At 54.4% G+C, this 24118-nt stretch carries 21 protein-coding genes; 7 read left to right on the top strand and 14 right to left on the bottom strand.

Going from position 1 to position 24118, the window contains the following annotated elements; genetic code table 11:
• Positions 1 to 69 precede the first annotated feature (69 nt).
• Positions 70 to 3666: an autotransporter outer membrane beta-barrel domain-containing protein gene (locus tag IB226_RS19400; RefSeq protein ID WP_225608372.1), complete on the top strand. Its 3597-nt coding sequence runs from the start codon at positions 70 to 72 to the stop codon at positions 3664 to 3666.
• A gap of 126 nt (positions 3667 to 3792) precedes the next feature.
• On the opposite strand, the gene IB226_RS19405 is transcribed toward IB226_RS19400, so the two are convergent.
• The 8 genes from IB226_RS19405 to proB form a co-directional block, all read right to left on the bottom strand.
• Complete coding sequence (locus IB226_RS19405; protein WP_192236783.1) at positions 3793 to 5538, bottom strand: glycosyl hydrolase family 28-related protein; 1746 nt, start codon at positions 5536 to 5538, stop codon at positions 3793 to 3795.
• A gap of 202 nt (positions 5539 to 5740) precedes the next feature.
• Positions 5741 to 6034 carry a hypothetical protein gene (locus IB226_RS19410; RefSeq protein WP_110867798.1) on the bottom strand — a complete coding sequence of 98 codons (294 nt, stop codon included), beginning with the start codon at positions 6032 to 6034 and terminating at the stop codon, positions 5741 to 5743.
• Positions 6031 to 6381, bottom strand: a complete 351-nt coding sequence (locus IB226_RS19415; RefSeq protein ID WP_101762510.1) for a hypothetical protein — start codon at positions 6379 to 6381, stop codon at positions 6031 to 6033. Before IB226_RS19415 ends, IB226_RS19410 begins: the two co-directional genes overlap by 4 nt.
• Positions 6378 to 6845, bottom strand: coding sequence for a glycoside hydrolase family protein (locus IB226_RS19420; protein WP_101762511.1), 468 nt, complete (start codon positions 6843 to 6845; stop codon positions 6378 to 6380). The genes IB226_RS19415 and IB226_RS19420 overlap by 4 nt, the downstream gene beginning before the upstream one ends.
• A gap of 183 nt (positions 6846 to 7028) precedes the next feature.
• The gene (locus tag IB226_RS19425) at positions 7029 to 7304 is read right to left on the bottom strand and encodes a hypothetical protein (protein WP_110867800.1); all 276 of its coding nucleotides are present in this window, start codon (positions 7302 to 7304) and stop codon (positions 7029 to 7031) included.
• A gap of 415 nt (positions 7305 to 7719) precedes the next feature.
• Positions 7720 to 8451 (bottom strand): S24 family peptidase, encoded by a 732-nt coding sequence (locus IB226_RS19430; protein WP_101762513.1) that lies wholly within the window; start codon positions 8449 to 8451, stop codon positions 7720 to 7722.
• Between the two features lie 353 nt (positions 8452 to 8804).
• Positions 8805 to 10058: a glutamate-5-semialdehyde dehydrogenase gene (proA, locus tag IB226_RS19435; RefSeq protein ID WP_101762514.1), complete on the bottom strand. Its 1254-nt coding sequence runs from the start codon at positions 10056 to 10058 to the stop codon at positions 8805 to 8807.
• A gap of 10 nt (positions 10059 to 10068) precedes the next feature.
• Positions 10069 to 11172, bottom strand: coding sequence for a glutamate 5-kinase (gene proB, locus IB226_RS19440; protein ID WP_101762515.1), 1104 nt, complete (start codon positions 11170 to 11172; stop codon positions 10069 to 10071).
• A gap of 245 nt (positions 11173 to 11417) precedes the next feature.
• On the opposite strand from proB, the gene ompC reads away from it, so the two are divergent.
• A complete protein-coding gene (gene ompC / locus IB226_RS19445; RefSeq protein WP_101762516.1) occupies positions 11418 to 12509 on the top strand; it encodes a porin OmpC in 1092 nt (363 codons plus the stop codon).
• An 81-nt stretch (positions 12510 to 12590) separates the two neighbouring features.
• Here ompC and crl read toward each other — a convergent pair whose 3' ends face one another.
• The 3 genes from crl to gpt form a co-directional block, all read right to left on the bottom strand.
• Positions 12591 to 12992, bottom strand: a complete 402-nt coding sequence (gene crl / locus IB226_RS19450) for a sigma factor-binding protein Crl (RefSeq protein ID WP_008108946.1) — start codon at positions 12990 to 12992, stop codon at positions 12591 to 12593.
• Positions 12993 to 13094: 102 nt separating this feature from the next.
• The gene (frsA, locus tag IB226_RS19455; protein ID WP_192236751.1) at positions 13095 to 14342 is read right to left on the bottom strand and encodes an esterase FrsA; all 1248 of its coding nucleotides are present in this window, start codon (positions 14340 to 14342) and stop codon (positions 13095 to 13097) included.
• 121 nt (positions 14343 to 14463) lie between these two features.
• Complete coding sequence (gene gpt, locus IB226_RS19460) at positions 14464 to 14922, bottom strand: xanthine phosphoribosyltransferase (RefSeq protein WP_007887137.1); 459 nt, start codon at positions 14920 to 14922, stop codon at positions 14464 to 14466.
• A gap of 255 nt (positions 14923 to 15177) precedes the next feature.
• On the opposite strand from gpt, the gene pepD reads away from it, so the two are divergent.
• The 4 genes from pepD to IB226_RS19480 all read left to right on the top strand — a co-directional run bounded on the left by pepD (position 15178) and on the right by IB226_RS19480 (position 20505).
• Complete coding sequence (pepD, locus tag IB226_RS19465; RefSeq protein ID WP_192236785.1) at positions 15178 to 16638, top strand: beta-Ala-His dipeptidase; 1461 nt, start codon at positions 15178 to 15180, stop codon at positions 16636 to 16638.
• 274 nt (positions 16639 to 16912) lie between these two features.
• Positions 16913 to 18418 carry a sugar ABC transporter ATP-binding protein gene (locus IB226_RS19470; RefSeq protein WP_192236752.1) on the top strand — a complete coding sequence of 502 codons (1506 nt, stop codon included), beginning with the start codon at positions 16913 to 16915 and terminating at the stop codon, positions 18416 to 18418.
• Positions 18415 to 19413, top strand: coding sequence for an ABC transporter permease (locus IB226_RS19475; RefSeq protein ID WP_101762520.1), 999 nt, complete (start codon positions 18415 to 18417; stop codon positions 19411 to 19413). Before IB226_RS19470 ends, IB226_RS19475 begins: the two co-directional genes overlap by 4 nt.
• 27 nt (positions 19414 to 19440) lie before the next feature.
• A complete protein-coding gene (locus IB226_RS19480; protein WP_192236753.1) occupies positions 19441 to 20505 on the top strand; it encodes a sugar ABC transporter substrate-binding protein in 1065 nt (354 codons plus the stop codon).
• A gap of 117 nt (positions 20506 to 20622) precedes the next feature.
• On the opposite strand, the gene dinB is transcribed toward IB226_RS19480, so the two are convergent.
• The gene (dinB, locus tag IB226_RS19485) at positions 20623 to 21678 is read right to left on the bottom strand and encodes a DNA polymerase IV (protein ID WP_192236754.1); all 1056 of its coding nucleotides are present in this window, start codon (positions 21676 to 21678) and stop codon (positions 20623 to 20625) included.
• Between the two features lie 244 nt (positions 21679 to 21922).
• Between dinB and dpaA the strand changes: the two genes are divergently transcribed.
• On the top strand, positions 21923 to 22666 hold the full coding sequence (dpaA, locus tag IB226_RS19490) for a peptidoglycan meso-diaminopimelic acid protein amidase (protein ID WP_101762523.1): 744 nt from the start codon (positions 21923 to 21925) through the stop codon (positions 22664 to 22666).
• Here dpaA and IB226_RS19495 read toward each other — a convergent pair.
• Positions 22637 to 23404 (bottom strand): class II glutamine amidotransferase, encoded by a 768-nt coding sequence (locus tag IB226_RS19495; protein WP_008108933.1) that lies wholly within the window; start codon positions 23402 to 23404, stop codon positions 22637 to 22639. The two genes, dpaA and IB226_RS19495, sit on opposite strands and share 30 nt — an antisense overlap.
• A 48-nt stretch (positions 23405 to 23452) precedes the next feature.
• Positions 23453 to 24034, bottom strand: a complete 582-nt coding sequence (gene lpcA, locus IB226_RS19500) for a D-sedoheptulose 7-phosphate isomerase (protein ID WP_064740353.1) — start codon at positions 24032 to 24034, stop codon at positions 23453 to 23455.
• Positions 24035 to 24118 lie beyond the last annotated feature (84 nt).

A 24118-nucleotide genomic window follows, 5' to 3' on the forward strand; every position in this document is an offset into this window, starting at 1 on the left:
TAAATACGCCGCTCAATAATTAAATTCTTTCTGTAGTTATTTTATTCAAGACATGTCTTAGCCGGTTTTTTGCCGCATCTTTCATATTCTCTCTGCCATCAAGTTATATCCCCATCCCTTAACCATCCCGCGTGCGAATCATCGTGTTATTGCGGCGTGATGTATTTTTACAGGCAGAGAGTCAAAATGAATAAAAATTATCGGGTTATCTGGAACCACAGCCAGGGTAATTATGTTGTCACCTCCGAGCTGGCACGCGGTAAAGTGAAATCATCCCGCTCCAGCACAGCACGTCGCCTCACCGCAGGCTGCGTGGCGACGGCCTTCATGGCGGTTGCCAGCGTCGGAATTATCCAGCCAGCGCTGGCCGCCTCCGCCTACGGTGAATATGCTTCTGGCGCAGGCAATATTATTGATATTCAGGATAAGGACGTAGCCACCAATGATGACAATGCGCACGCCTTATTTATTGAAAAAGGCGCCACCGCGCACAGTAATAATGTGAACTTCACGACCAGCGGTAAAAAAGCGTATGGAGTTTATGTTAATGGTGCCGGATCAAGTATTGATGTCACGGGTGGTACGATTACCACTACAGGTCCACAGGGATATGGTTTAGCGGCTGGCAATGGCGGCAAGTTAATGGCTAGCGATATTACCCTGAATACTTCCGGCGTGGGCGTTTACGCCGATAGATCCAACATTCTGGCCAAGAACCTGAGCGTACAGGCCAACGCCTATGGCGTTTACGGTTTGGGTGCAGGTACCGAGCTTGTCATTGCCGACAGCAATGTAAACGTGAATGGTAATGGAGCCTACGCGCTGCTGGCTGAAAATGGCGGCAACGTTACCAGCACCAACAGTCATTACACCACGTCAGGTAGCAGCGTTTACGGCGCATGGGCAAACAAGGGATCTGAACTCACCATTATCGGTGGCAGCATTACCAATACCGGAAAAGAAAGCATCGGTATTTTCGCCAAAAGCGGTGGCGTAGTAAATGTTGATGGCGTGACCGTTGTGTCTACCAGTCAGGGCATCAATAGCTACAGCTCAGCCGTGGCAAATGTGGCTAACAGTCATGTCACCGTTACGGATAAAGGGGCGTACGGATTACTGGCTGAAAACGGCGGAAAGACGACCAGCATCGATAGCCACTATATTACGACGGGCGACAGTGCCTATGGTGCGTGGGTCAATACCGGTTCGGAACTGAATATTTTTGGTGGCAGCATCACAACCACCGGTGAAGCCGGTTATGGGATGTTTGCTAAAAGTGGCGGAATTTTAAATGCTGATAATGTTAAAATAGATTCTCGTGGAACAGGAATCTATTCAAGCAACTCTTTAATCAATGCCAATAACATCGTCATCGCCGCATCCGAAGAAAAAAGAGACGCTGTCAAATCTACTTATAACGGTATTATTAATCTTACGAACTTCATCATTGGGAATACTATTGCACGCACAGCCATATTCGCATCTGAAGGCGGCTTAATAAATGCCAGAAGTGGTCAAATAAAAGTCAGTGGCACGGGTGCTGCAGCAGTCAAGGCCTATGCGAAAGATAGTAAAATCACAAGTGAAGATTTATATATTGAACTTGAAAATCAAGCCACAGGCGTCGCCAGCTTTTACGAATCATTAAACGAAGTCAAAAACTCTCGTATCACCAGTAATCAAGGTGGTAAAGCATTTTGGGTGCATGGTGCGGGTACATTAAACGTATCAGACACTCATATTAACATGAGCAATGAAAATGCAAATGACAATACTGTTACTGGCATTAATATTGATGGCTACACCAAAAGTCATTCTCATGTTAGCTTTAAAGACTCAAGCTTTAACTTGATGGGTGACAAAGCTACCGGTATTTCGGTTGCTATCGATAAAGTTGATTTAGATTTAATTAATACCACATTCACTGTTAACCATGGCACAGTCATTAGAGCGATGGATTATGCGGATTTCACCGTCAACCTCGATCATTCAGCGTTAATGGGTAATACGTTGATTGAAACAGGAAATCCCGAAAATGCGGATGAACGGATATTGCGTGAAGTGAAACTCAACGCGGTCAATGATTCTGTCTTAAAGGGTGACATTAATATTGATCGCAACAAAGTGTCCTCTTCTTCTGTGTCACTGTCCTCAGGTTCCGCATTGATGGGTATGATCAGGGGCGTACACGACGTTAACATTGATAACGCCAGCTGGAATATGACGGGAAATTCTTCCGTTGATAATCTCAATATTACTAATGGCACCATTGCCTTTACTCCTGATGCCAAGAGTTTTAATACTCTGACAGTAAACGGCGACTACCACGCTGACAACGCCAAGCTGGTGATGAACCTTGCGCTGGCGGGTGACGATGCGGCTAGCGATAAATTGCATATCGCCGGCAACTCCAGCGGCACCACCAAAGTTCAGGTGCACAATGCGGGCGGTAAAGGTGCTGCCACGCTGGAGGGCATTGAGTTGATTCGCGTTGAGGGCACACAAAACGGTGAGTTCCTGCAGGATGGTCGCATTGTCGCAGGCGCGTGGGATTATGCGTTGGTGCAGGATAAAAACGGTAAGTGGCGCCTGGTTAGCGATCCGATTCCCGTTGATCCAACGCCTGTCGATCCCATTATTGATCCAACGCCTGTCGATCCCATCAAAGACGAGGGCGACGATACGGGTACCGTCATTGCACCTGAGGTGCCGCAACCCAAACGTACCCCGCGTGCTCGTCCGGAAGTCGGCAGCTATATTGCTAACCTTGCGGCGGCCAGCAACCTGTTTACCCTGAGCGCAGCCGATCGTCCGGGCGTGACAGAATACCGTGATGCGCTGACCGGCAAAGTGGAAAAAACCACGCTGTGGCTGCGCAACGAAGGCGCGCACGGGCGCTTCAGTGATAGCACCGCGCAGCTGAAAAGCATCACCAACAGCTACATGACGCAGCTGGGTGGCGACATCGCACAATGGAGTTTGAATGGCAGCGACCGTTTCAGCCTCGGCGTGATGGCGGGTTACGGCAACGCCAAAAGCAATACGCTGTCGAAAACCACCGGCTACAGCGCCAAAGGCCAGGTTAACGGCTACAGCGGCGGTATCTATGCCGGCTGGCAGCAGGACAGCCAGACGCGCAGCGGCGCCTTTGTCGACAGCTGGCTGGCCTACAACACCTTCAATAACAGCGTAAAAGGTGAAGGTCTCGGTCAGGAAAGCTACAAGTCGAAGGGGATGACAGCGTCACTGGAAGGCGGCTACAGCTTCGCCTTCGGCGAGCAGCAGCAGTATCGCCTGCAGCCGAAAGCGCAGGCGGTGTGGATGGGCGTAAAAACCGGCGATTATACCGAGCAGAACGGCACCCGCGTCAGCGCCACCGGCAAAAATAACGTGCAAACCCGCGCCGGCGTACGGGCAACCATGCACACCGCCACCGCGCAGCCTTACGCTGAAGTGAACTGGCTGCATAACACGCAGCGCTTCGGCAGCAAACTGGATGGCGTGAAGATTGAGCAGGCGGGTGCGCGCAACATCGGCGAAGTGAAACTGGGTCTTGAAGTGAATCCGAGCCAGCACGTCGGCATCTGGGGCGGTATCGCGCAACAGGTTGGCGGTAAAGGCTTCAGCGATTCCAGCGCCACGCTGGGCGTCAAAGTCAGTTTTTGATAGCGCAATCGGCCTCTTTTAATCAGAGCATCGCTGGAAACAGCGGTGCTTTTTTTATGGCCAGAGCTCTTTCCCCACAAACAAAAAAAGGCGAGGCCAAAGGCCTCGCCAAACAGGTGCTGGACCTCAATCGTAATAAGGAAGTTTACGATCGACACCGTTAATGTTGACCAGCACAAAGCCCGTAGGCGCGGTTTTGTTGGTCGGCGTGCCTGCTGCCGTCGCGACCGTCAGCACCCCTTTCTCGTTCGCGCCAATACCGGCCAAACCGTTATGCAGCCCGAAACGCGCCGCCGGTTTGAAACCGCCCAGTTTGGTGGTATCGGTCACGACCGAGAAGTCCTGCTGGAACAGCGAGCAGGACCCGGTATCGAAACGCGTAGGGCCGGTGCATTTCAGGTTCATCATGGTGTCACCGCTGTTGGCGCGCAGTTTTACCCACACCGCCGCATAGGTAGTGCCGACGCGGCTATAGCGGATATCCAGCACCGCAGGTTGTCCCATGTGATAGGCATCAGCCCACACCGTTTCCAGACGCTGCAGATTGACCCAGGTTTTGCCGGTCGCCGCCACGTTGACCGGTGAGCCGGCAGTGCCCGTTGGCTGAGTGGCATCTGCTTTACCAATAAACTCCATTACCCACTGCTGGTTAGCGTTCGGGAAGAACAGCTGCCCGACGCGATACCAGTTATCGGTATCGGTGTTATTAGTAATTTTGTAGCCGCTGAAGTAGCCCGCGCGCAGCGATCCGGTCATAAAGGTGCCGTAGTTCTCGTCGCGACGGTAGCCATACTCAAAGGTGGATAACCAACGTCCGGCCACCGCATCCAGGCTGAGTTTTGCGCCGGATTGCAGATTGAGCTGACGGATCACCACGCGCGCATTGTTGAGATTCAGCGGCGTACCGCAATCCTCAATGTTCAGCGTATCCACCGTCCAGCCGCCGTCGGAGAGATCGCCCGGATTACGCGTATGCTCAATCCACACGTTGCGAATAATCCCCTGCGTCACGCGCGGCATGTAGAGCGTGGCGTCGCCATAACCGGTCTGGAAGTTACAGTTACACAGCTCAATCGCCGTGGAGTGATCCCACGCGCCTTTTGGCGAGTTTGACCAGCCGACATCAAACACGCGTCCGTAGGTATACAGGGTGTAAATCTGGTCGAATTTACTGTCGAGGGTATCCAGCACTTTGATCACCGTACCGCCGTTATTCTGCGCGCGGAAACAGTAGATATTGACGGTGGTGCCTTCGATACAGGTGTTTTCGAAGAACGGCTGCACGTTGCTGCACATATCGGCAGTGATGGTGCTTTTGTTGGTGGTGATGTCGGCGGATGCCTGGCCGTTCCACGCAATACCGCGGATTGAGGTACGACGCGCCTTCACCTTGAACACCGTGTTGGCGCTTTTGTCGGAAATGATGGTGGTGCGCGGCAGCGAACCCAGCTCGACATCATCCCCCTGCAAACCGAAGAAAGCGCGCTCGGTACCGCTGATGTCGATGGGGCTAATCAGAAATCGACCGCCTGGAAAACGCACCGGTAATGCGGTGATGTTGCCTGAGTAGCTTTGCGTCCACGCCAGCATACGGTTAAACGCCTCGGTATCGTTGGCGTAACCGTCGCCTTTGGCACCGAAGTGATAAACGTTGATTTCGGTGGGATCGTTAATCACGCGTTTCCAGTAAAAACCGTTACCGATCACCAGCGTACCGCCATCTTCTACCGCCGTGGTGGTGCCGATAAAACCGGTAAAATCACCGCCACCGTGGAAGGTGGAGTCCGCGTTGTAACGACGTAAGAATGCCAAATCGCCGTTTTTGGCCGGTACAGTGGTGCGCAGTTCTGCATAAGAGTTAACTTCGATCATCATAGCCTCCTCGGCTTTTCGGGTAGGTAATGCAAATGCATGAGAGCAGCGTTACTGAGCCGGCTGGCCGCAGTGCTGATCCCAAAGATCGTTGTGGTTGTTGATGGCGCGCACGGTGCGAACGTCCATGCGCTCGGCGTCATTGCCGTGGGTGTAAATCGGGGAAAACAGGGTGCAGGCTGAGTCGATGACGACGGGAGATTCAGGGCTGGTGATACTTCGATTGCTGCAACTTGTCACGAGCAGCAGCGTCATCAAGATTAAGGTTGCTGGCTTCCACACGTTTGGCCTCCTCGCGCAGCAGTTGCTGCTGTTGGTTAACCGCTACCGCTTGCGCCGCGGCTTTATCGGCGCGCTCGACGGCGGCCTGGGATGCTTGCTGCACCTTGCCGATTTTCTTGCCACCGAAGTAGCTGGCAACCAGCGCAGCGATGACGCCCGCCAGCGCGGCAACCCAGTGCCAGCTGCCGCCGAACAATGTCATGAGCAATGTCATACTTTTTCCTCCATCGCATTTTTCTGCTGGTTGAGGCCTTTTTGGCGGATGAATTGGGCAATCACGCCCATCGCCACCATAAAGGCGCCAATCAGCCCCAGATAGTTGTGCGGCAGAATCGCTTTCACGTCGGGCGGCATGCTGTTCCAGGCATCAAGCGCAGCGGTGGGAAATGATTGCACCCACGCGCTGAGCATCGAACCGAGCGACGCCAGCCATACCGACCAGGTTTTGAATAACAGCCGCGCATGTTTCACGAACTCCAGCGTGGTGAAGCGCTGCATCACCAACACCACCACAATCACTGCCAGCACCGCGGTGACAAAAATCAGCAGTTTCAGATTCATAGCAGCCCCCGATAGATGTCGTAGGTGCCGCTGCGCATCACTTCGGCATGGCGCCGTGCGCGACCCGACGTTTGTCTTGCCCACAGGCTGTCGAGCATGGCGTTGGCCGCGCTGTTGAAATCGCCCTGCGTGATGGCGGTGAGCATGCCGCGAAACATCGCCAGCCCATCCACCCCCAGCTGATATCCCATGCTGATCAGCACATCGCTGCGCGCCTCATTGCATTTGGCCAGCGCCTGCTGCACCAGCGCACGCTGATGCATCTGCTGCACCTTGCCCTCGACAATGCACTGCTTCCACACATCGCCGACGGGACGCGGCACCTGGAAGATGTAGTTGCTAAGCGATGCCCCTTTGGGGCCGATGCGAATGCCGCCAGCGACCGTGGGGAAACCCAGCGAGTCGAGGTAAGGCGCTTCGCGGTAACCCTCTTCGAAATTCAGGATGGCAATAATCTGGCTCATAGAAATTCCTCTTTGACGGGGCGCAACAGCCTGAAAATGGCTGCGCAAAACGGCAAAAAACATAAATCCTGCTGATCGTTTACGACATTGAGCGCGTTTTCATATAAGCGAAACGCTCAAGAATGGTTAAACAGAGAGCAACAATGGAACGTTCCGTTTAAAACTGGGGAAAGTGATGCAGGGTTAACGCACGGCATACAAATAGACGTGGGGCAGACAGCAGTTATCAAAGCTGGGTTGTGCCTGCTGAACACGAACGGGCGCTAGCACGGCGCTGTCAACGCGCGACAGCGTCTGGCGCTGGCAGATGCGTTCAGCGGTGCGCAAGGTGACGTTTTCGTATTCGATGCCGAGTGCGCTGTCGATGCTGCGCTTAAGGCTGAGGGACTGGCGTCGCCGATGGCGGCGCGTGCGTGCATTGCCTGAAAATACTGACTTTCCGTACTGGATAATCGCCATAACTCCTCCTGTTAATGAGTCTTTGGCGATGGGGTGGCAGGCACGGCAATTCGGCTGAGGCCGACGCGTTCGTTATTCCTCTGGAAAATACCCGACGTCAACTTACCCGGCTGCTTTCGCGGCCAGGGTGAAGTAGAGGAGAGTGAAAATCAGAGGGCAACTGACAACGCTGCAAAGTGCGTATCCACCCCATCCCAAAGTTCACTAACTTTGGATGGTATGTATCGCGCTTGTGCAGCGCCTCAATTGTTTAAGAGCGGGCTCATCCGTGAGCAGGTATGTTGTCCATCCATGCTCAAATTATTAACAGGTTCTAATGCATTGGCAAACACCAATGGTTAATTTTTTATTTACCGTCAGTTAAATTAATGATTTCAGCCAAAATATTTTTTTGCCGCAATCTGGCGTTTTGTGATCAGCCCAGGATTTGATAATCCCGCGCCTGGCTCATGATCACCCGCGCCACCACTTGCAGCGTCCTGGCTTCTTCCAGCGTGAGGTACCAGGTTTCATAGCGCTTGTTATCGGAGATCACTGCGACCTTTTTGTGCTGAAGTTGCAGGCGTTTCAGATAGAGCTGATCGTCAAGCGTGAACAGGTAAATACCATCGCCATCGAAGCGATGCACGCTGATATCGACAAACAGCTGATCGCGCGGCGCAAAAGTGCCGGCCATCGAATCGCTGTTCAGCGCGATAAGGCGAATATTTTCTGCCGGGCGGCCGTTAAACAGCACCCGCGCCTCTTCCAGCCCATATTCAATGGCTTGAATGGTTTCCACCAGTTCATCGCGCGAAGAGCCGCTGCGCACACCGTGCTGGCCAATATCCAGACTCTCCACGCGAAACAGATGTTTTGGGTTCACCAGACTGCGCTGCGTCAGCAAGGCGGCCGGTTTTTCCATGCCAAATTGCAGCCACTCCACGCGCACGTCGAGTAACTGGCTGAGCGCCAGTAAATTATTATCATCGGGGATCGATTGCCCGTTAAACCATTTCCACACCCCCGGCGTTGAGATCTTGCATCCCCTCTCTTGCAGAGCCAGCGCAACCTGTTTATTCCGTCCGTGTCCGACAATTCCCGCGCTTTCGCATGCGGCAATCAGCCTGGCAGTGAATGCTTGTCTCGTACTTTCTTTTTTAACCATCAGTTAATAATCTGCCTTCAGTAAAAGACTGAATGTTATTTTCATTTTTGCTACCAGTTCATTTTATATTACCGGCAGTTTACTACCCAACCGCTTTTATCAATGAAGCTGGACAATCATTATCCCCTTCGGTTAGGGCGAAACCAGTGTTCAGTGCCATATCGCTTGTTCTGACAGGGGTTTTCAGGATTGTTCTGTAGCAATAAGACCAGCATCTAAAGGAAAAAATGGGTGAAAAGCCGCGAGCCCGCCATAGATGACAGAAATAAATCAAAAAGCTCTTGGAATAACTGGATCGAAAACGAAAAAAATGGGCACCGTTTTCGGTGCCCATTGTCATGCAGGAGCGAACATTAGCGACGTAGCGTATCGTCGCCCCACCCTATCCATTTGTAGGTGGTCAGCGCTTCAAGTCCCATTGGACCACGCGCATGCAGCTTCTGCGTACTGACCGCCACTTCGGCACCGAGGCCAAACTGGCCGCCGTCAGTGAAGCGTGTGCTGGCATTAACGTATACCGCCGATGAGTCAACCTGGTTGACGAAGCGATTGGCATTGCCAATGCTGCGCGTCAGAATGCCATCAGAGTGCTGCGTGCCGTGCTCACGGATATGCGCGATGGCTTCATCAATATCCGACACCAGCTTGACGTTCAGATCGTTGGACAACCATTCGTCATCATAATTTTCCGCTTGCACCGCCACCACCTCGGCAGCACCGTTTTGCAGCAGCGCCAGCACATTTTCGTCGGCGTGCAGCGCAATCTTCTCTTGCGCCATACGTTGCAGGAATGCCGGAATGAATGTGTCCGCCTGATCGCGATGTATCAGCAGCGTTTCCAGCGAGTTGCAGGCGCTTGGCCGCTGCTTCTTGGCATTGACGATCACCTCCAGCGCGGCCTCGGTCTCCATGGTTTCATCGAGATAGAGATGGCACACGCCGATGCCGCCGGTAATCACCGGAATGGTGGAGTTTTCACGGCACAGCTTGTGCAAACCTGCACCGCCGCGCGGGATCAGCATATCGACGTAGCGATCGAGCTTCAGTAGCTGATTCACCAGTTCACGATCCGGGTTTTCAATCGCCTGCACCGCGCCCGCCGGTAAACCGTGCTGGGTCAGCGCATTTTGGATCACGCGCACGGTGGCGGCGTTGGTGCGATAAGTCTCTTTGCCGCCGCGCAGAATCGCCGCGTTGCCGGTTTTCAGGCACAGCGATGCCACATCAACAGTGACATTAGGACGCGCTTCATAAATCACGCCAACCACACCCAGCGGCACGCGACGACGTTCAATGCGCAGGCCGCTATCAAGCTGGCCGCCATCCATCAATTGCCCCACCGGATCGGCCAGGCGACACACCTGACGCACATCATCGGCAATGCCTTTCAGACGCTGCGGGTTGAGCGTCAGGCGATCGAGCAGCGCTTCGCTCATGCCATTTTGGCGTGCATCCGCCAAATCCTGCTCGTTCGCCGCCAGGATGTCCGCGCTTTCCGCTTCCAGACGATCGGCGATGGTGAGCAGCACCTGATTTTTTTGTTCGGTGGAGAGTTCTGCCAGTTTGTACGACGCAGCGCGCGCCGCTTTACCCATCTCTTCTAACATTATCTGCTCCTTAACTGACGATCATATCGTCGCGGTGCACCGCTACCGGGCCATATTCGTAACCGAGGATCTCGCCGATTTCCTGGCTGTGATGACCGGCAATCATGCGCATGGCATCGCTGTTATAGCGCGTGACGCCGTGGGCGATATCGCGCCCTTGCAGGTTGCGAATGCGGATCACTTCACCGCGCGAGAAGTTGCCCTGCACGTCACGGATGCCTTTTGGCAGCAGCGAACTGCCGCGCTCCAGCATCGCGGCCAGCGCACCATCATCGATGGTGATTTCGCCCGCCGGCGGTGCGCCAAAGATCCAGCGCTTGCGGTTTTCCAGTGGCGACTGCTGCGCGTGGAAACGCGTACCGACCGGTTTGCCATACAGCACATCGCTAATCACATCCGGACGACTGCCGGCGGCGATGATCACATCGATCCCCGCGCGACAAGCGACGTCCGCCGCCTGCAGCTTGGTCGCCATGCCGCCGGTTCCCAGGCCCGACACGCTGCCGCCCGCGAGGGTGCGTAACGCATCATCGATCTGGTGCACGTCGCTGATCAGCTCTGCTTCCGGATTGGTACGCGGATCGGCGGTGAACAACCCTTGCTGATCGGTCAGCAGCAGCAGTTTATCCGCGCCGCCCAGCATCGCCGCCAGCGCCGACAGATTGTCGTTGTCGCCCACTTTAATTTCAGCGGTGGCCACCGCATCGTTCTCGTTAATCACCGGCACGATGTGGTTGTCGAGCAGCGCGCGCAGCATGTCTCGCGCATAAAGGAAACGTTCACGGTCTTCCATATCAGCGCGCGTCAGCAGCATCTGCCCGATGTGAATGCCATAAATCGAAAACAGTTGTTCCCACAGCTGGATCAAACGGCTCTGCCCCACCGCAGCCAACAGCTGCTTTGAGGCGATGGTAGGCGGCAGTTCGGGGTAACCAAGGTGTTCGCGTCCGGCGGCAATGGCGCCAGAGGTAACGATAACAATGCGATGGCCCGCGGCGTGCAACTGCGCACACTGACGAACCAACTCCACCATGTGCGCCCGATTCAACCGACGTGAACCGCCGGTGAGGACGCTAGTACCCAACTTGACCACAAGGGTCTGACTGCCACTCATGTTTTTCCTGCCATGTAAGAAAAAAATCTGCGAAGGGACGTTTTATCAGGAGTGAGCAAGGAAGCCAACAACAGCAAGGGGAAAAGCACAAAAATCCCCTGACAATGCGGTAGACCAAAAGTTCGCGATTAACAAGAAAGCCGAAAAACTGTCATAAAACATTCATCACCAACCGGTAAAAAGTCGGTGTTTTACAAAACCTTTCACGGGTACAACAAATTTTACTCATTGGGATTGATAGCAAAATGAAGAAGAGCACACTGGCATTAGTTGTATCAGCGCTGGCACTGGCTTCCACCGCAAACGCCGCAGAAGTGTATAACAAAGACGGTAATAAACTGGACTTCTACGGCCGTGTTAAAGCTGAACACTACTTCAGCGATAACGCGTCAAGCGACGGTGACAAATCTTACGTGCGTATCGGTTTCAAAGGCCAGACGCAGATTAATGACCTGATGACCGGTTACGGTCAGTGGGAATATCAGTACAACGCGAATAATTCTGAAGGTTCTGATGCCAACGCAGGCAACAAAACCCGTCTGGGCTTTGCTGGTCTGAAATTCGGCCAATACGGTTCATTCGACTACGGTCGTAACTACGGCGTGTTGTATGACGTCGAGGCCTGGACTGACGTATTCCCAGAGTTCGGCGGTGACGGTACCGCGCGTACCGATAACTTCATGACTGCGCGTGCAACTGGCGTAGCCACTTACCGTAACAGCAACTTCTTTGGTCTGGTTGATGGCCTGCGCTTCGCGCTGCAATATCAGGGCAAAAACGACGCCACCAGCGCCAACGCCCGTGGCAGCATCACCGATACTTCACGTCAGAACGGCGACGGTTACGGTGCGTCACTGGGTTACACCATTGCTGACACCGGCATCAGCCTGATGTCGGCCATCACCTCTTCTGACCGTACTAACCAGCAGCAGCTGCAGGCACTGGGTAGCGGTGATAAAGCGGAATCATGGGGCGCCGGTATCAAGTATGATGCGAACAGCATCTACCTGGCTTCTATCTACACCGAAACCCGCAACATGACGCCAATCGGCACCCGCGGTTTTGCTAACAAAGCGCAGAACTTCGAAGTGGTAGCGCAGTATCAGTTCGACTTCGGCCTGCGTCCGTCCCTCGGCTATATCCAGACCAAAGGCAAAGACATCGAAGGGATCGGTGACGAGGATCTGGTTAAATATATCGACGTGGGCATGACTTACTACTTCAACAAAAACATGTCGACCTTTGTGGATTACAAAATCAACCAGCTGGATGACAACAACAAGCTGAACCTGAACAACGATGATGTTGTGGCCGTTGGCTTAACTTACCAATTCTGATTGAGCTCTACCCTCGTTGTGTCTATAAAAAAAGAGCCGGCTCATCACCGGCTCTTTCCTTTTTAAACCCTTAAAAGTCTATCAGGCGCTCAGTTTCACTGGCTCTTCTTTAAAGCCTTCCGCCGGGCGCAGATCGAGTTTCTGTTCCAGCAGCATCGCTTTCAGACGCTCATGGAAATTACGCAGCGTGCTTTCCACTTTGGCATTGTTCTCTTTGCCTTTGATGGTCGCAGCGCCCCAATCACCCGCTTTATCAAACAGGCCAAAATGATATTCGTATGTGAAGTGATCTTCATAGGCTTCCAGCGTCATCCACCAGCCCCAAAACTCACGCAGCTCAGGTGCAGGCTTGACGTTGACACACGCTGCCAGGCAATCGAAGAAGAAGCGTGTCTCTTCACATTTGCCTTCACGGATATACGGCCCCAATTCGGTGAAGCGCTTAAGCAGGCGACTACGGGGGTGACCACTCGGTAATGTCATCTCTTTTCCCTTAACCCTTTAAATTGCACTTCCAGCTTTCCATTAACATAAAAATGGAAAATCCCGGATATAAGTAGTAGCAGAGTTCAGAGATTTCGCCAGTTAGCCTTTCAACTGTTTTTCCAGCCAGTCACAAATTTGATTGAGCGCTTTGTCAAAACTGGCAAAAACCGGCTTGGCGGGAATCGCCAGCGTCTTGCCCTGCGACGAGGAGTTGGCGATCAACTGCGCGTCTGTTTCCGGACCGAAAATATCATCCGGCCAATAAGCCGCCAGCATCGGCGTTGGCGTGCGGCGGCCGAGTAAGCCTTGCACCTTCAACGAGTAGCGGTTGAGTTCAGTACGCAGATTGCTGTCGGAAGTTGAGGACATACCGAGACGGCTCGCCAGCATATCCATGTACATATCCGGCAGCTGTTGCTGCTGTTGCGCATCCACAAACACGCTGTGCACCATGGCTCCCAGCGTCGCTACCGCGCGTACTCGCGGCACTTCCAGATAGGCCAGACGTGTCGCCACGTTGGCTCCGAAGCGGTAGCCCAGCAGCGCCACGCGGGTGTGATCGATCCACGGCACATTGCTCAGTTCACGCAGCACCTGCTGATGCACCTGGCTGGTGTCCTGATTCAGCAGCCATTTGCTGCTGAACCCTACCGATGGCATATCCAGCGTCAGCATGGCGATGCCACGCGGCGCGAGATAGTCGTGGAACAGGCGATAGTGATCGCTCTGCAGCGAATCAAGGCCGCCGCACAGCAGCACGGTGGGATACGGCGCTTCGGCTTGCGCGGGCATATGCAGGAACCCCGTCACCGGACTGCCGCCGCTCATTGGGAAGGTCAGGGATTTAAGTTCGCCCGGCAGACGCTGCGTGGCCTCTTCGTAGGCGCGATTGGCCAGCACCTGCGCCTGATCGGCCAGCTCATCGCCTTTGATGTAAGGATAAGCCGCAAGGCTGAACAGATTGGCGGCATGCAGCCAATGCTGACCGGCATCGTCATGGTTTTCGCTCTCTAACGCGCGCTGCTGCCAGATCGCCGCCTGCTTCGACCACTCATAGTTCCAGTTGCCGCCGCGATAACCAATCACGGTATCGAGCAAGGCCTCATTGGTGCGTTCGAACTCGCTCACCGCGATACGCGCCAGCACTTCGCTGATCTCCTGCGGCGACAGACCGCGCCACGTCCACAGCAGCTTGTTCAGCATGCGATACCAGCCGCGCTGCGTATCCCCTTCGAGGGCGTTATGCACCTGCACGGCGGCATGATGCTGGCGGTGCACTAATGAGGAGGTTTCCGGGTGTTTAAAACGCGGTTTAAACAGTTCTTCGCTCAGGTTTTTATCCGACATCTCAGCTATTCTCCTGCCAACAACGTGGCGATGGCTAAGAGTGTACTGCACCCGCCATACGCGCGCGAGGCGCAGAAAGCACAACGCCCGGCATAACCGGGCGTTGTTTGCGATGCATCAATTAGCTTTTGACGATTGGCGGGATGTAGACCACGCCCATGTCCCAGGGCTGCTCGATCCAGGTGTTCTGCGGGATATCGACAATATAGTCGTCCACCAGCGCACGGCCAGCTGGCTTAGCGAAGATGGTGCAGAAACGCGCTTTAGGATACATGTCGCGGATCGCCTGCGCGGTGCCGCCGGTATCCACCAGGTCATCAATCACGATGAAGCCTTCACCGTCGCCTTCGGCACGCTTCAGCACTTTCATTTCGCGCTGATGATCGTGATCGTAGCTGGAGATGCACACGGTATCGACGTAGCGAATACCGAGTTCACGCGCCAGCAGCGATGCCGGAACCAGACCACCACGGCTCACCGCGATGATACCTTTCCACTGTTCCACAGGAAGCAGGCGCTGGGCCAGTTTACGGGCATGGATTTGCAACATGTCCCAGGTTACGACGTATTTTTCGCTCATATAAAGGAATCCCGGCCAAGAAACTTGGCTTAAAAAATATGCAAGGGGGAAAAGGTTGCGCGAGATTATAAGGATCTGACGCCTTAAAAACCAGCATCTGTCTTACTGGTTGCAGGTTTTTAGCGCGGCTGATTACGCACCCGGCGAGAAACAGTGATATTCTCAGGCCCATCACGTCAGATCTTCTGACGACGATTTTTACTGGAAACCCGCGTGCGTGCGGTATGTCCGCCACGCTGACACAGGAGATGCATGGTGTCTGAATTGTCGCAACTTTCACCCCAACCGCTGTGGGATATTTTTGCCAAAATCTGTTCCATTCCGCACCCTTCTTACCATGAAGAAGCACTGGCCGAACACGTTGTCGGCTGGGCAAAAGAGCAAGGTTTGTGGGTTGAGCGCGATCAGGTTGGCAACATCCTGATTCGTAAACCCGCTACCGCCGGTATGGAAAAACGCACGCCGGTGGCGCTGCAGGCGCACCTCGATATGGTGCCGCAGAAGAACAATGACACGGTGCACGACTTCACTAAAGATCCGATTCAGCCGTATGTTGATGGCGAATGGGTGAAAGCGCGCGGCACCACGCTGGGCGCGGATAACGGCATTGGTATGGCGTCTGCGCTGGCGGTGCTGGCTGACAACAGCCTGATCCACGGTCCGCTGGAAGTGCTGCTGACCATGACCGAAGAGTCCGGTATGGACGGCGCCTTTGGTTTACAGCCGAACTGGCTGCAGGCCGACATTCTGATCAACACCGACTCGGAAGAGGAAGGTGAGATCTACATGGGTTGCGCTGGTGGTATCGACTTCATCACCACCCTGCCGCTAACGCGTGAAGCGATTCCTGCAGGCTATGAAACCCTGAAGCTCACGCTGAAAGGCCTGAAAGGCGGTCACTCCGGTGCCGACATTCATCATGGTCTCGGCAACGCCAACAAATTGCTGGCACGCTTCCTGGCGCTGCACGCGCGTGAACTCGATATCCGTTTGATTGAATTCACCGGCGGTACGCTGCGTAACGCCATCCCGCGTGAAGCTTTTGCTACGCTGGCGATCGACAGTCATAAGGTTGATGCACTGAAATCTGCTGCGGCACATTTCCAGGCGACGCTGCTGAACGAGTTGGGCATTAAAGAGAAGAACATCGCCGTGGTCACCGAAGCGCTGGCGCATCAAGGCCAGGCGCTGAACGCTGACAGCCGCGATCGTTTCCTTAATTTGCTAAACGCTACGCCAAACGGCGTGATTCGTAACTCTGACGTGGCGAAAGGCGTGGTGGAAACCTCGCTGAACGTCGGCGTGGTGACGATGGATCAGGACAATGCCGAAATCATCTGCCTGATTCGTTCACTGATCGATACCGGTAAAGATTGGGTGGTTGAAGTGCTGACCTCGCTGGCCGATCTGGCCGGGGCGAAAAGCGCACCTAAAGGCGGCTATCCGGGCTGGCAGCCTGATGCCGATTCACCGGTGATGGCGCTGACGCGTAAAACTTATGAAGCGCTGTTTGGCAAAACGCCGAACATTCAGGTGATTCACGCCGGTCTGGAGTGTGGTCTGTTCAAGAAGCCGTATCCAAACATGGATATGGTGTCGATTGGCCCAACCATCACCGGCCCGCATTCGCCGGATGAGCAGGTTCACATCGAAAGCGTGGGTCTGTACTGGAAACTGCTGACCGCGCTGCTCAGCGTGGTGCCAGAAAAAGCGTAAGATTGCGCTTTCGCGATAAACCCGACTTCGGTCGGGTTTTTTTATGCCTGCGAAGGATTGCGTCCACCGCCATTTAGCACATTCCTCTGAAAAAACGTTGATATGCCTCCCGGTTAAACCAGAACACCTCATAACATCAGATTTAGCCACCGTTACATCCAGATGTCTGGATGGCTAATAAGATTTCGTGCTAGCTTATGCCCTTTCGTTCGTTGCCGAGAGTGATGGTTCAGGAAAAAATGCCCCCAACTCAACTAATTATAGGCCCGGTTCAATGAGTGCGATCAACCGCCTGGAGATGCGTAATATCTCCATTGCCTTTGGCGGTTTCGCCGCGCTCGCGCAGGTGAATTTTCTGACTGAAGGCGGCTCGGTGCATGCGTTGACGGGCGCTAACGGCGCCGGAAAATCTACGCTGATGGCGGTGCTGGCTGGCGCACACGATCATTACAGCGGTGAGATTCTGCTGGATGATGCGCCGGTCACTATTCGCTCACCGCGCGATGCCAAAAAACTCGGCATTCATCTGGTGCAGCAGGAAGTGGATGTGGCGCTGGTGCCACAGCTCAGCGTGGCCGAAAACATTCTGCTCGATCGTTTAGCTGAACCGGGCCACGCCTACAGCTGGCGTGAGATTCGCCGCCAGGCGCGTACGTTACTGGCGCAGCTGGAAGTGAACATCGACGTCAACCGTTTGGTGGAGCGCTGCTCGCTAGCAGAGAAGCAGCAAATCCTGCTGGCGCGCGCCCTGTCCCATCACTGCCGCTTTCTGATCCTGGATGAACCCACCGCCCCGCTCGATCAGCATGAGAGCGAGCGCCTGTTTACCGTGGTGCGCCGCTTGCAGTCCAGCGGCATTGGCGTGGTGTTTATCTCGCACCGCATTCACGAACTGAAAGCAATTTGCGACCGCTTAACGGTGCTGCGCGATGGTCGTCTGATTGAAAGCAGTCCGATGGCGGCGCTAAGCGGTGAGCAGATCGTGGAAAAAATGCTGGGACATCGGCTCGATGATGTTTTTCCGCCGCGTCGCGCCCGTGCGACTCTGCCGCTGCTGCTGTCGGTGGAAGGCTTACACGACGATCGGCTACTGCAGGATATTTCGCTGCGTCTGCACAAAGGGGAGATTCTGGGCATTGCTGGTCTGGCGGGTGCCGGTAAAACCGAGCTGTGTAAAGCGCTGTTTGGTGCCAGCAAAAGCCGCGTGATAAAGGGCGAACTGCACGGCAAACCGTGGCGACCGCGTTCACCACATGATTCAGTAGAAAACCGCATGGCGCTGGTGCCGGAAGAGCGCCGCAAAGAGGGCATTTTCATCGATGAACCGGTGAGCATGAATCTGAGCATCAGCGCCGATAACAGCTTCTCGCGCTGGAGCCTGTTTGGTCATCGCCAGGCGTGGCGTTGGGCGGAAGCGGTGATTCAGCGCCTGAATGTGCGCACCACCGGACCGGGGCAAATCCTGCGTCGTTTGTCAGGCGGCAACCAGCAGAAAGTGGCGATTGGCAAGTGGCTACGCAACAACGCCGATGTGCTGATTTTTGATGAGCCGACGAAAGGCGTCGATATCAAAGCCAAAACCGATCTGTTCACGTTGATCGATGGCTTAGCGCGTGAGGGCAAAGGCATCATTTATGCCTCGGGCGAGTTTTCTGAATTGGTCGGTCTGTGCGACCGCATTTGTGTGCTCTGGGATGGGCGCATTGTGGCAGAGATGGAGGGCAACACCGCCACAGAAGAGGCACTTTTGCTTTATTCCACCGGAGGAACACCTGCGTGAGCAGCAAAGAACTATCCCTAAACTCGCAGCCTTCTCTGCGCCATCAGCTGTTTGATTTCCTCTATAAGTGGGGCATGTTGCTGACGGTGGTGATTTTGATTGCCGCATTTGGTCTCGCTTCGGACAGCTTCCTCGAACCGACCAACATCATTAACATCCTGCGCTCGATTGCCATCGTCACGGTGATTGCGATTGGCGTGTCGATTTCGCTGACCATTGGCGGCTTTGACCTGTCGGTGGGATCCACCGCTTCGCTGGCCAATGCGCTGGTGATTTCGCTATTCGTCTGGCACGGCTTTGGCACCACCGAAGCCATCATTATTACGCTGCTGCTGTGTACGCTGGTTGGCTTGTTCAACAGCTTCCTGATTGTGGTGCTACGTATTCCCGACATGCTCGCCACCCTCGCCACGCTGTTTGTGATTCAGGGCGTGGCGATGACCTACAGCTTTGGTGGTTCCATTACCGAGAATATGGTGTTGCCGAGCGGCGACATGGCCGAAGGGACCATTCCTGCGGCCTTTGGCCTGCTCGGCCAGGTGCCGACTATCGTGATTATCATGCTGGTGGTCACCATTGTGGCGCAGCTGGCGCTGTCGCTGACCAAGCATGGCCGTCGTATGTATGCGCTGGGCGGCAATCCTGAAGCGGCGCGTCTCTCCGGCATTCGTACCACGCGCTATCGCGTGCTGGCGTATGTGCTGGCCTCGCTGCTGGCTGGCTTGGGCGGCATTTTGCTGGCATCACGCATCGGCTCTTCGCAGGTGAATGCCGGCGGCGGTTATCTGATGGATGCCGTTGCCGCAGCGTGGATCGGCTTCTCGCTGGCCGGTTCGGGCAAACCGAATGCGCTGGGTACCTTGGTGGGCGCCATCATTCTTGGTGTGTTGCAGAACGGGCTGGTGATGTTGTCGGTGCCCTATTACGCGATGGACATTATTAAAGGTCTGGTACTGGCGCTGGCGCTGGCGATGACTTACATCCAGCGCCGTTAAGGCGCGTTTAATCAGAAAGAGATCATAATGAAAAAAATTACCCTTTCGCTGCTGGCGGTTAGCCTGCTTAACGCCAGCGCCGCCTTCGCCGATGCCGCAGTGCCTGAGGTTATCGCTAACCATGAAGGCCCGGTACGCATCGCCATCATCCGCAACCTGGGTTCGGACGATAACACCACGCAGTTTGTCGCCGGTGCGATTCAGCAAGGCCGCCAGCTGGGCTTTAAGGTCAGCACTTTCCTCAGCAATGGCGACGATGCGCGCTTCCAGGATTTCGTGAACCAGGCGATTAGCCAGAAATATGACGGCATTATCCTGTCGCACGGTAAAGATCCCTACTCGACGGCGCTGGTGCAGCGTATCGCCGCAGCGGGCATCAAGCTGTCGGTGTTTGATACGCCGGTTAATACGCCGGTAGAGGGCGTCACCGTGACGGCGCAGAATGATGCTTCGCTGGCGCAGGAATCACTCGGCAGCTTAATCAAAGACTTCAACGGCAAGGCGAATATCGTCAAGCTGTGGGTGGCCGGTTTCCCGGCGATGGATCGTCGTCAGGTGGTGTATGAGAAGCTGCTGAAAGAGAATCCGGGCATTCATCAGCTGGAGTCGATTGGCGCGGTTTCATCTGATGTACAGGGCGATACCGCCAACAAGATTGGCGCGATTCTGGCGAAATACCCGAAAGGCAAGATCGATGCGATCTGGGGTTCGTGGGATGCCTTCAGCCAGGGCGCGTATAAAGCCCTGCAGGAGAATGGTCGTAGCGAGATCAAACTGTATAGCATCGACGTATCCAATCAGGATCTGCAGTTGATGCATGAAAAGAACAGTCCGTGGGTACAAACCGTAGCGGTGGATCCAAAAACCATTGGCGCGGTGAATATGCGTTTGGTGGCAAACAAGATTGCAGGCGAAACCACACCGGCAACTTACGAGTTTAAAGCGTCATCGATTTCTCAGCAGCAGTTGAACAGCCAGCAAGGCGCGGTCAACGTGGCGTCGCTGAATAAGATCATTCCAGGCTGGGGCGAAAATAACGATTTCATCGCGCCATGGTTTGCAACGCTGGAAGCGAAGTACGGTAAGAAGTAGTTTTCCCTCACCCTAACCCTCTCCCACATGTGGGAGAGGGAACCGATTAGCGCGGTTTGTTTTACTCCTTCTCCCGCTGGCGGGAGAAGGCCGGGATGAGGGGCAGCGCGCACAATCTCACAACCCCAACACCAACTGCCGCTCCAACTGCGGATCCACCATCGTGACATGCAATCCCACCAGCCGCACGCCGCGCCCTGCTCTGCGTTCATCCCACGCCTGACGCGCCACCGCGATCATGTCGTCTTTATTCAGCACCGGCCAAACGTGCTCCTGCGTGGTTTGCTGGAAATCATTGAACTTCAGTTTCACGCCTTGTCGGGCGATCTGCCTATCCGGCTTGATGGCGGTTAAGCGGCGATCCAACTCCGCATAGAGAAAATCAATAATCTCCAGACACTGCTCCCAGCTGTGAATATCTTCCATCAGGGTACGTTCAACGCCGAGCGATTTGCGTTCGCGCTCAACCACCACATTGCGCTCATCCACGCCGTTGCTGCGTTCCCACAAGATGCGGCCAAACTTGCCAAAGCGTTTAAGCAGCAGCGCCAGATCGGCGCGCTGCACATCCGCGCAGGTGCGCAAGCCCATCTCTTCCAGCTTTTTAGTCGCCACTTTACCCACGCCAGGAATTTTACTGAGCGGCAGCGTCAGTAGAAAATCGGACATCGCGTCCGGCGTAATCACATATTGCCCGTTGGGTTTGTTGAGATCGGAAGCGATCTTGGCGAGAAACTTGATCGGCGCGATGCCGGCGGAAGCGGTCAACCCGGTTTCACGCAGGATATCGGCACGAATCGCCTGCGCCATTAATGTCGCCGAGCCATGGCAGTGCAGGCTGTCGGTCACATCCAGATAGGCTTCATCCAGCGACAGCGGTTCAATCAGCGAGGTGTAACGTGAGAAGATGTCGCGGATCTGGCGGGAGGCTTCTTTATAGGCATCAAAGCGGCCAGGCAGCAGCCGCAGATGCGGGCAGAGTTTCAGCGCCATGCCGGTCGGCATCGCGCTGCGCACGCCATATTTACGTGCCGGATAGTTCGCGGTGCTGATCACGCCACGTTGCACGCGGCTGCCGCCGATGGCGATAGGAATATCACGTAAAGAGGGATCGTCGCGCATCTCAACCGCTGCATAAAAGCAGTCCATATCGACATGAATAATTTTGCGCATACGCCCTCCCAGATACTGGATAAGTATACAGCAGCGAAAAATATCGGCAATATTTGTTGAGAGCGAGATTAAAGTTTACAAATTAGTGGTCGTATTCCTTTTAGGAACGCGCCATTTTCTCGGACACTGGCTTGATTAAAAGCCAGACAATGTTAATGTTGCGCTGCGATAGCGGATATTTCCGATAATGCAATACCCGGACGCACAGCGTCATCGTCTCTCTCCACATCAAGGTATCTACAGAATGGGCAGAATCGCATTAACGCTTGCGATGATTCTTATGCCGCTCCTTAGCTGGGCAATGAACCCCGAGCCTACGCAACCGCTGGCTCCGGTGAGCAAAGAGTTAAAGAAACAACTAATTGGAACCCCCGTTTTTATTCAGATTTTCAAGGAAGAGCGTACGCTGGAACTGTACGGCAAAATCGGGAATGAATATCGTCTGCTGGACAGCTATCGCATCTGTAATTTCTCTGGCGGTTTAGGACCTAAACGTCGTCAGGGCGATTTCAAAAGTCCGGAAGGCTTTTATAACGTTAAGCTGAACCAGTTAAAACCGGATAGCCGTTTTTATCGCGCTATTAATACCGGTTTTCCCAATCAGTACGATCGCGCTAAAGGCTATAACGGTAACTATTTAATGATTCACGGCGATTGCGTGTCAGTGGGCTGCTACGCAATGACGGATGCATCGATGGATGAGATCTTCGCCTACACCAACGCCGCGCTGCGTAATGGTCAGCAGGAGATTCAGGTCAATATCTATCCGTTCCGCATGACAGACAGCAATATGCAGCGTCATAAATACTCGACGTACATTAACTTCTGGCGTGAACTGCAGCCGGGCTATGCGTACTTCGCTAAGTACCGTGTGCCGCCTACCGTGAACGTGACGGCCACCGGCCAATATGCGGTGAACAGCACGCCGGTGATCGCTACACCGGATGCTGCCTCGAAATCATTCCTGGCGCTCACCCAGGCAAAATAGTGCCCACTCGCCTGGCACTATCCGGTGCCAGGTTTCATTGCCCGTCAGCGGTTGCGTAGCAATCACCGTCACCACATCTTGCGGCGTCGTCTGCTGCTGAAAATCAATTTCCACATCCTGATCGAGCAACGTCGCTTTGCCAAACGGCGCACGGCGCGTAATCCAGTAGAGATTGGTCGAACAGAACGCCATCAGATAGCGCCCATCCGATAACAGCATGTTGAAGACACCCTTCTCACGCATTTCTGCTGCCAGCTCGGCAATGTAGCGGAACACCGCTGGCCAGTTGCCCGGCGTGCGTGGATAACGCTCGGTCAGTTTGTGCAGCATCCAGCAAAATGCTTTCTCGCTGTCGGTTTCACCAATCGGACGAAATGGCCCGGTATCCAGCTGACGATAACCTTTGAGCTGACCATTGTGTGCGTAGGTCCAGTTGCGGCCCCACAGCTCACGCGTGAACGGATGGGTATTTTCCAGCGACACTTCACCGCGATTCGCCTGGCGGATATGCGCCACCACCGAATGCGATTTGATCGGGTATTCCTGCACCAAACGGGCTATCGGCGAGTTAAAGCTCGGCTGCGGATCTTTGAAGGTGCGACACCCTTTTCCTTCATAGAACGTGATGCCCCAACCATCTTTGTGCGGCCCGGTTCCACCGCCACGCTGCACCAGACCGGTAAAACTGAAACAGATGTCCGTGGGGACATTGGCGCTCATCCCGAGCAATTCGCACATAGCAACCGCCTTAAGTTAGATCCTCTCGCGCGCGGCGAGAGGAACGCATCATGACTTAACCATCTCTTTTTCAATCAACAGCATCAGAATATGGATCACTTTGATGTGGATCTCCTGAATGCGGTCGGCATAGCCAAAGTGCGGCACACGAATTTCGATATCCGCGGAACCTGCCATCTTGCCGCCATCTTTGCCGGTCAGAGTAATCACTTTCATGCCTTTCGCGCGCGCAGCTTCCACGGCTTTGATGATGTTGGCAGAGTTACCGGACGTAGAAAGACCCAGCAGCACATCGCCTTCACGGCCTACCGCTTCGATATAGCGTGAGAACACATAGTCATAACCAAAATCGTTACTGACGCACGACAGGTGGCTGACATCAGAAATGGCAATCGCCGGGTAGCCAGGACGGTTTTCACGGTAGCGTCCAGTCAGCTCTTCAGCAAAATGCATCGCATCGCAGTGCGAGCCGCCGTTACCGCAGGAGAGCACCTTGCCGCCCGCTTTAAAGCTATCGGCCAGCAGAACTGCGGCGCGCTGAATGGCGTGAATGTTGGCTTCGTCACTCAGGAACGTGTTGAGCGTATCGGCTGCTTCATTGAGTTCTGAGCGAATAATGTCCTGATACATAGAGATGTCCTTTAGAGGAAAGATTGACCCGGCAAGTTTAACGGAATGGGGCTAAGCCGCAAAGCGCCTGCCATAAGGAAAAGC

Source organism: Pantoea sp. PNT03 (assembly GCF_014852515.1).
In the GTDB taxonomy this organism is placed as follows: Bacteria; Pseudomonadota; Gammaproteobacteria; order Enterobacterales; family Enterobacteriaceae; genus Pantoea; species Pantoea leporis.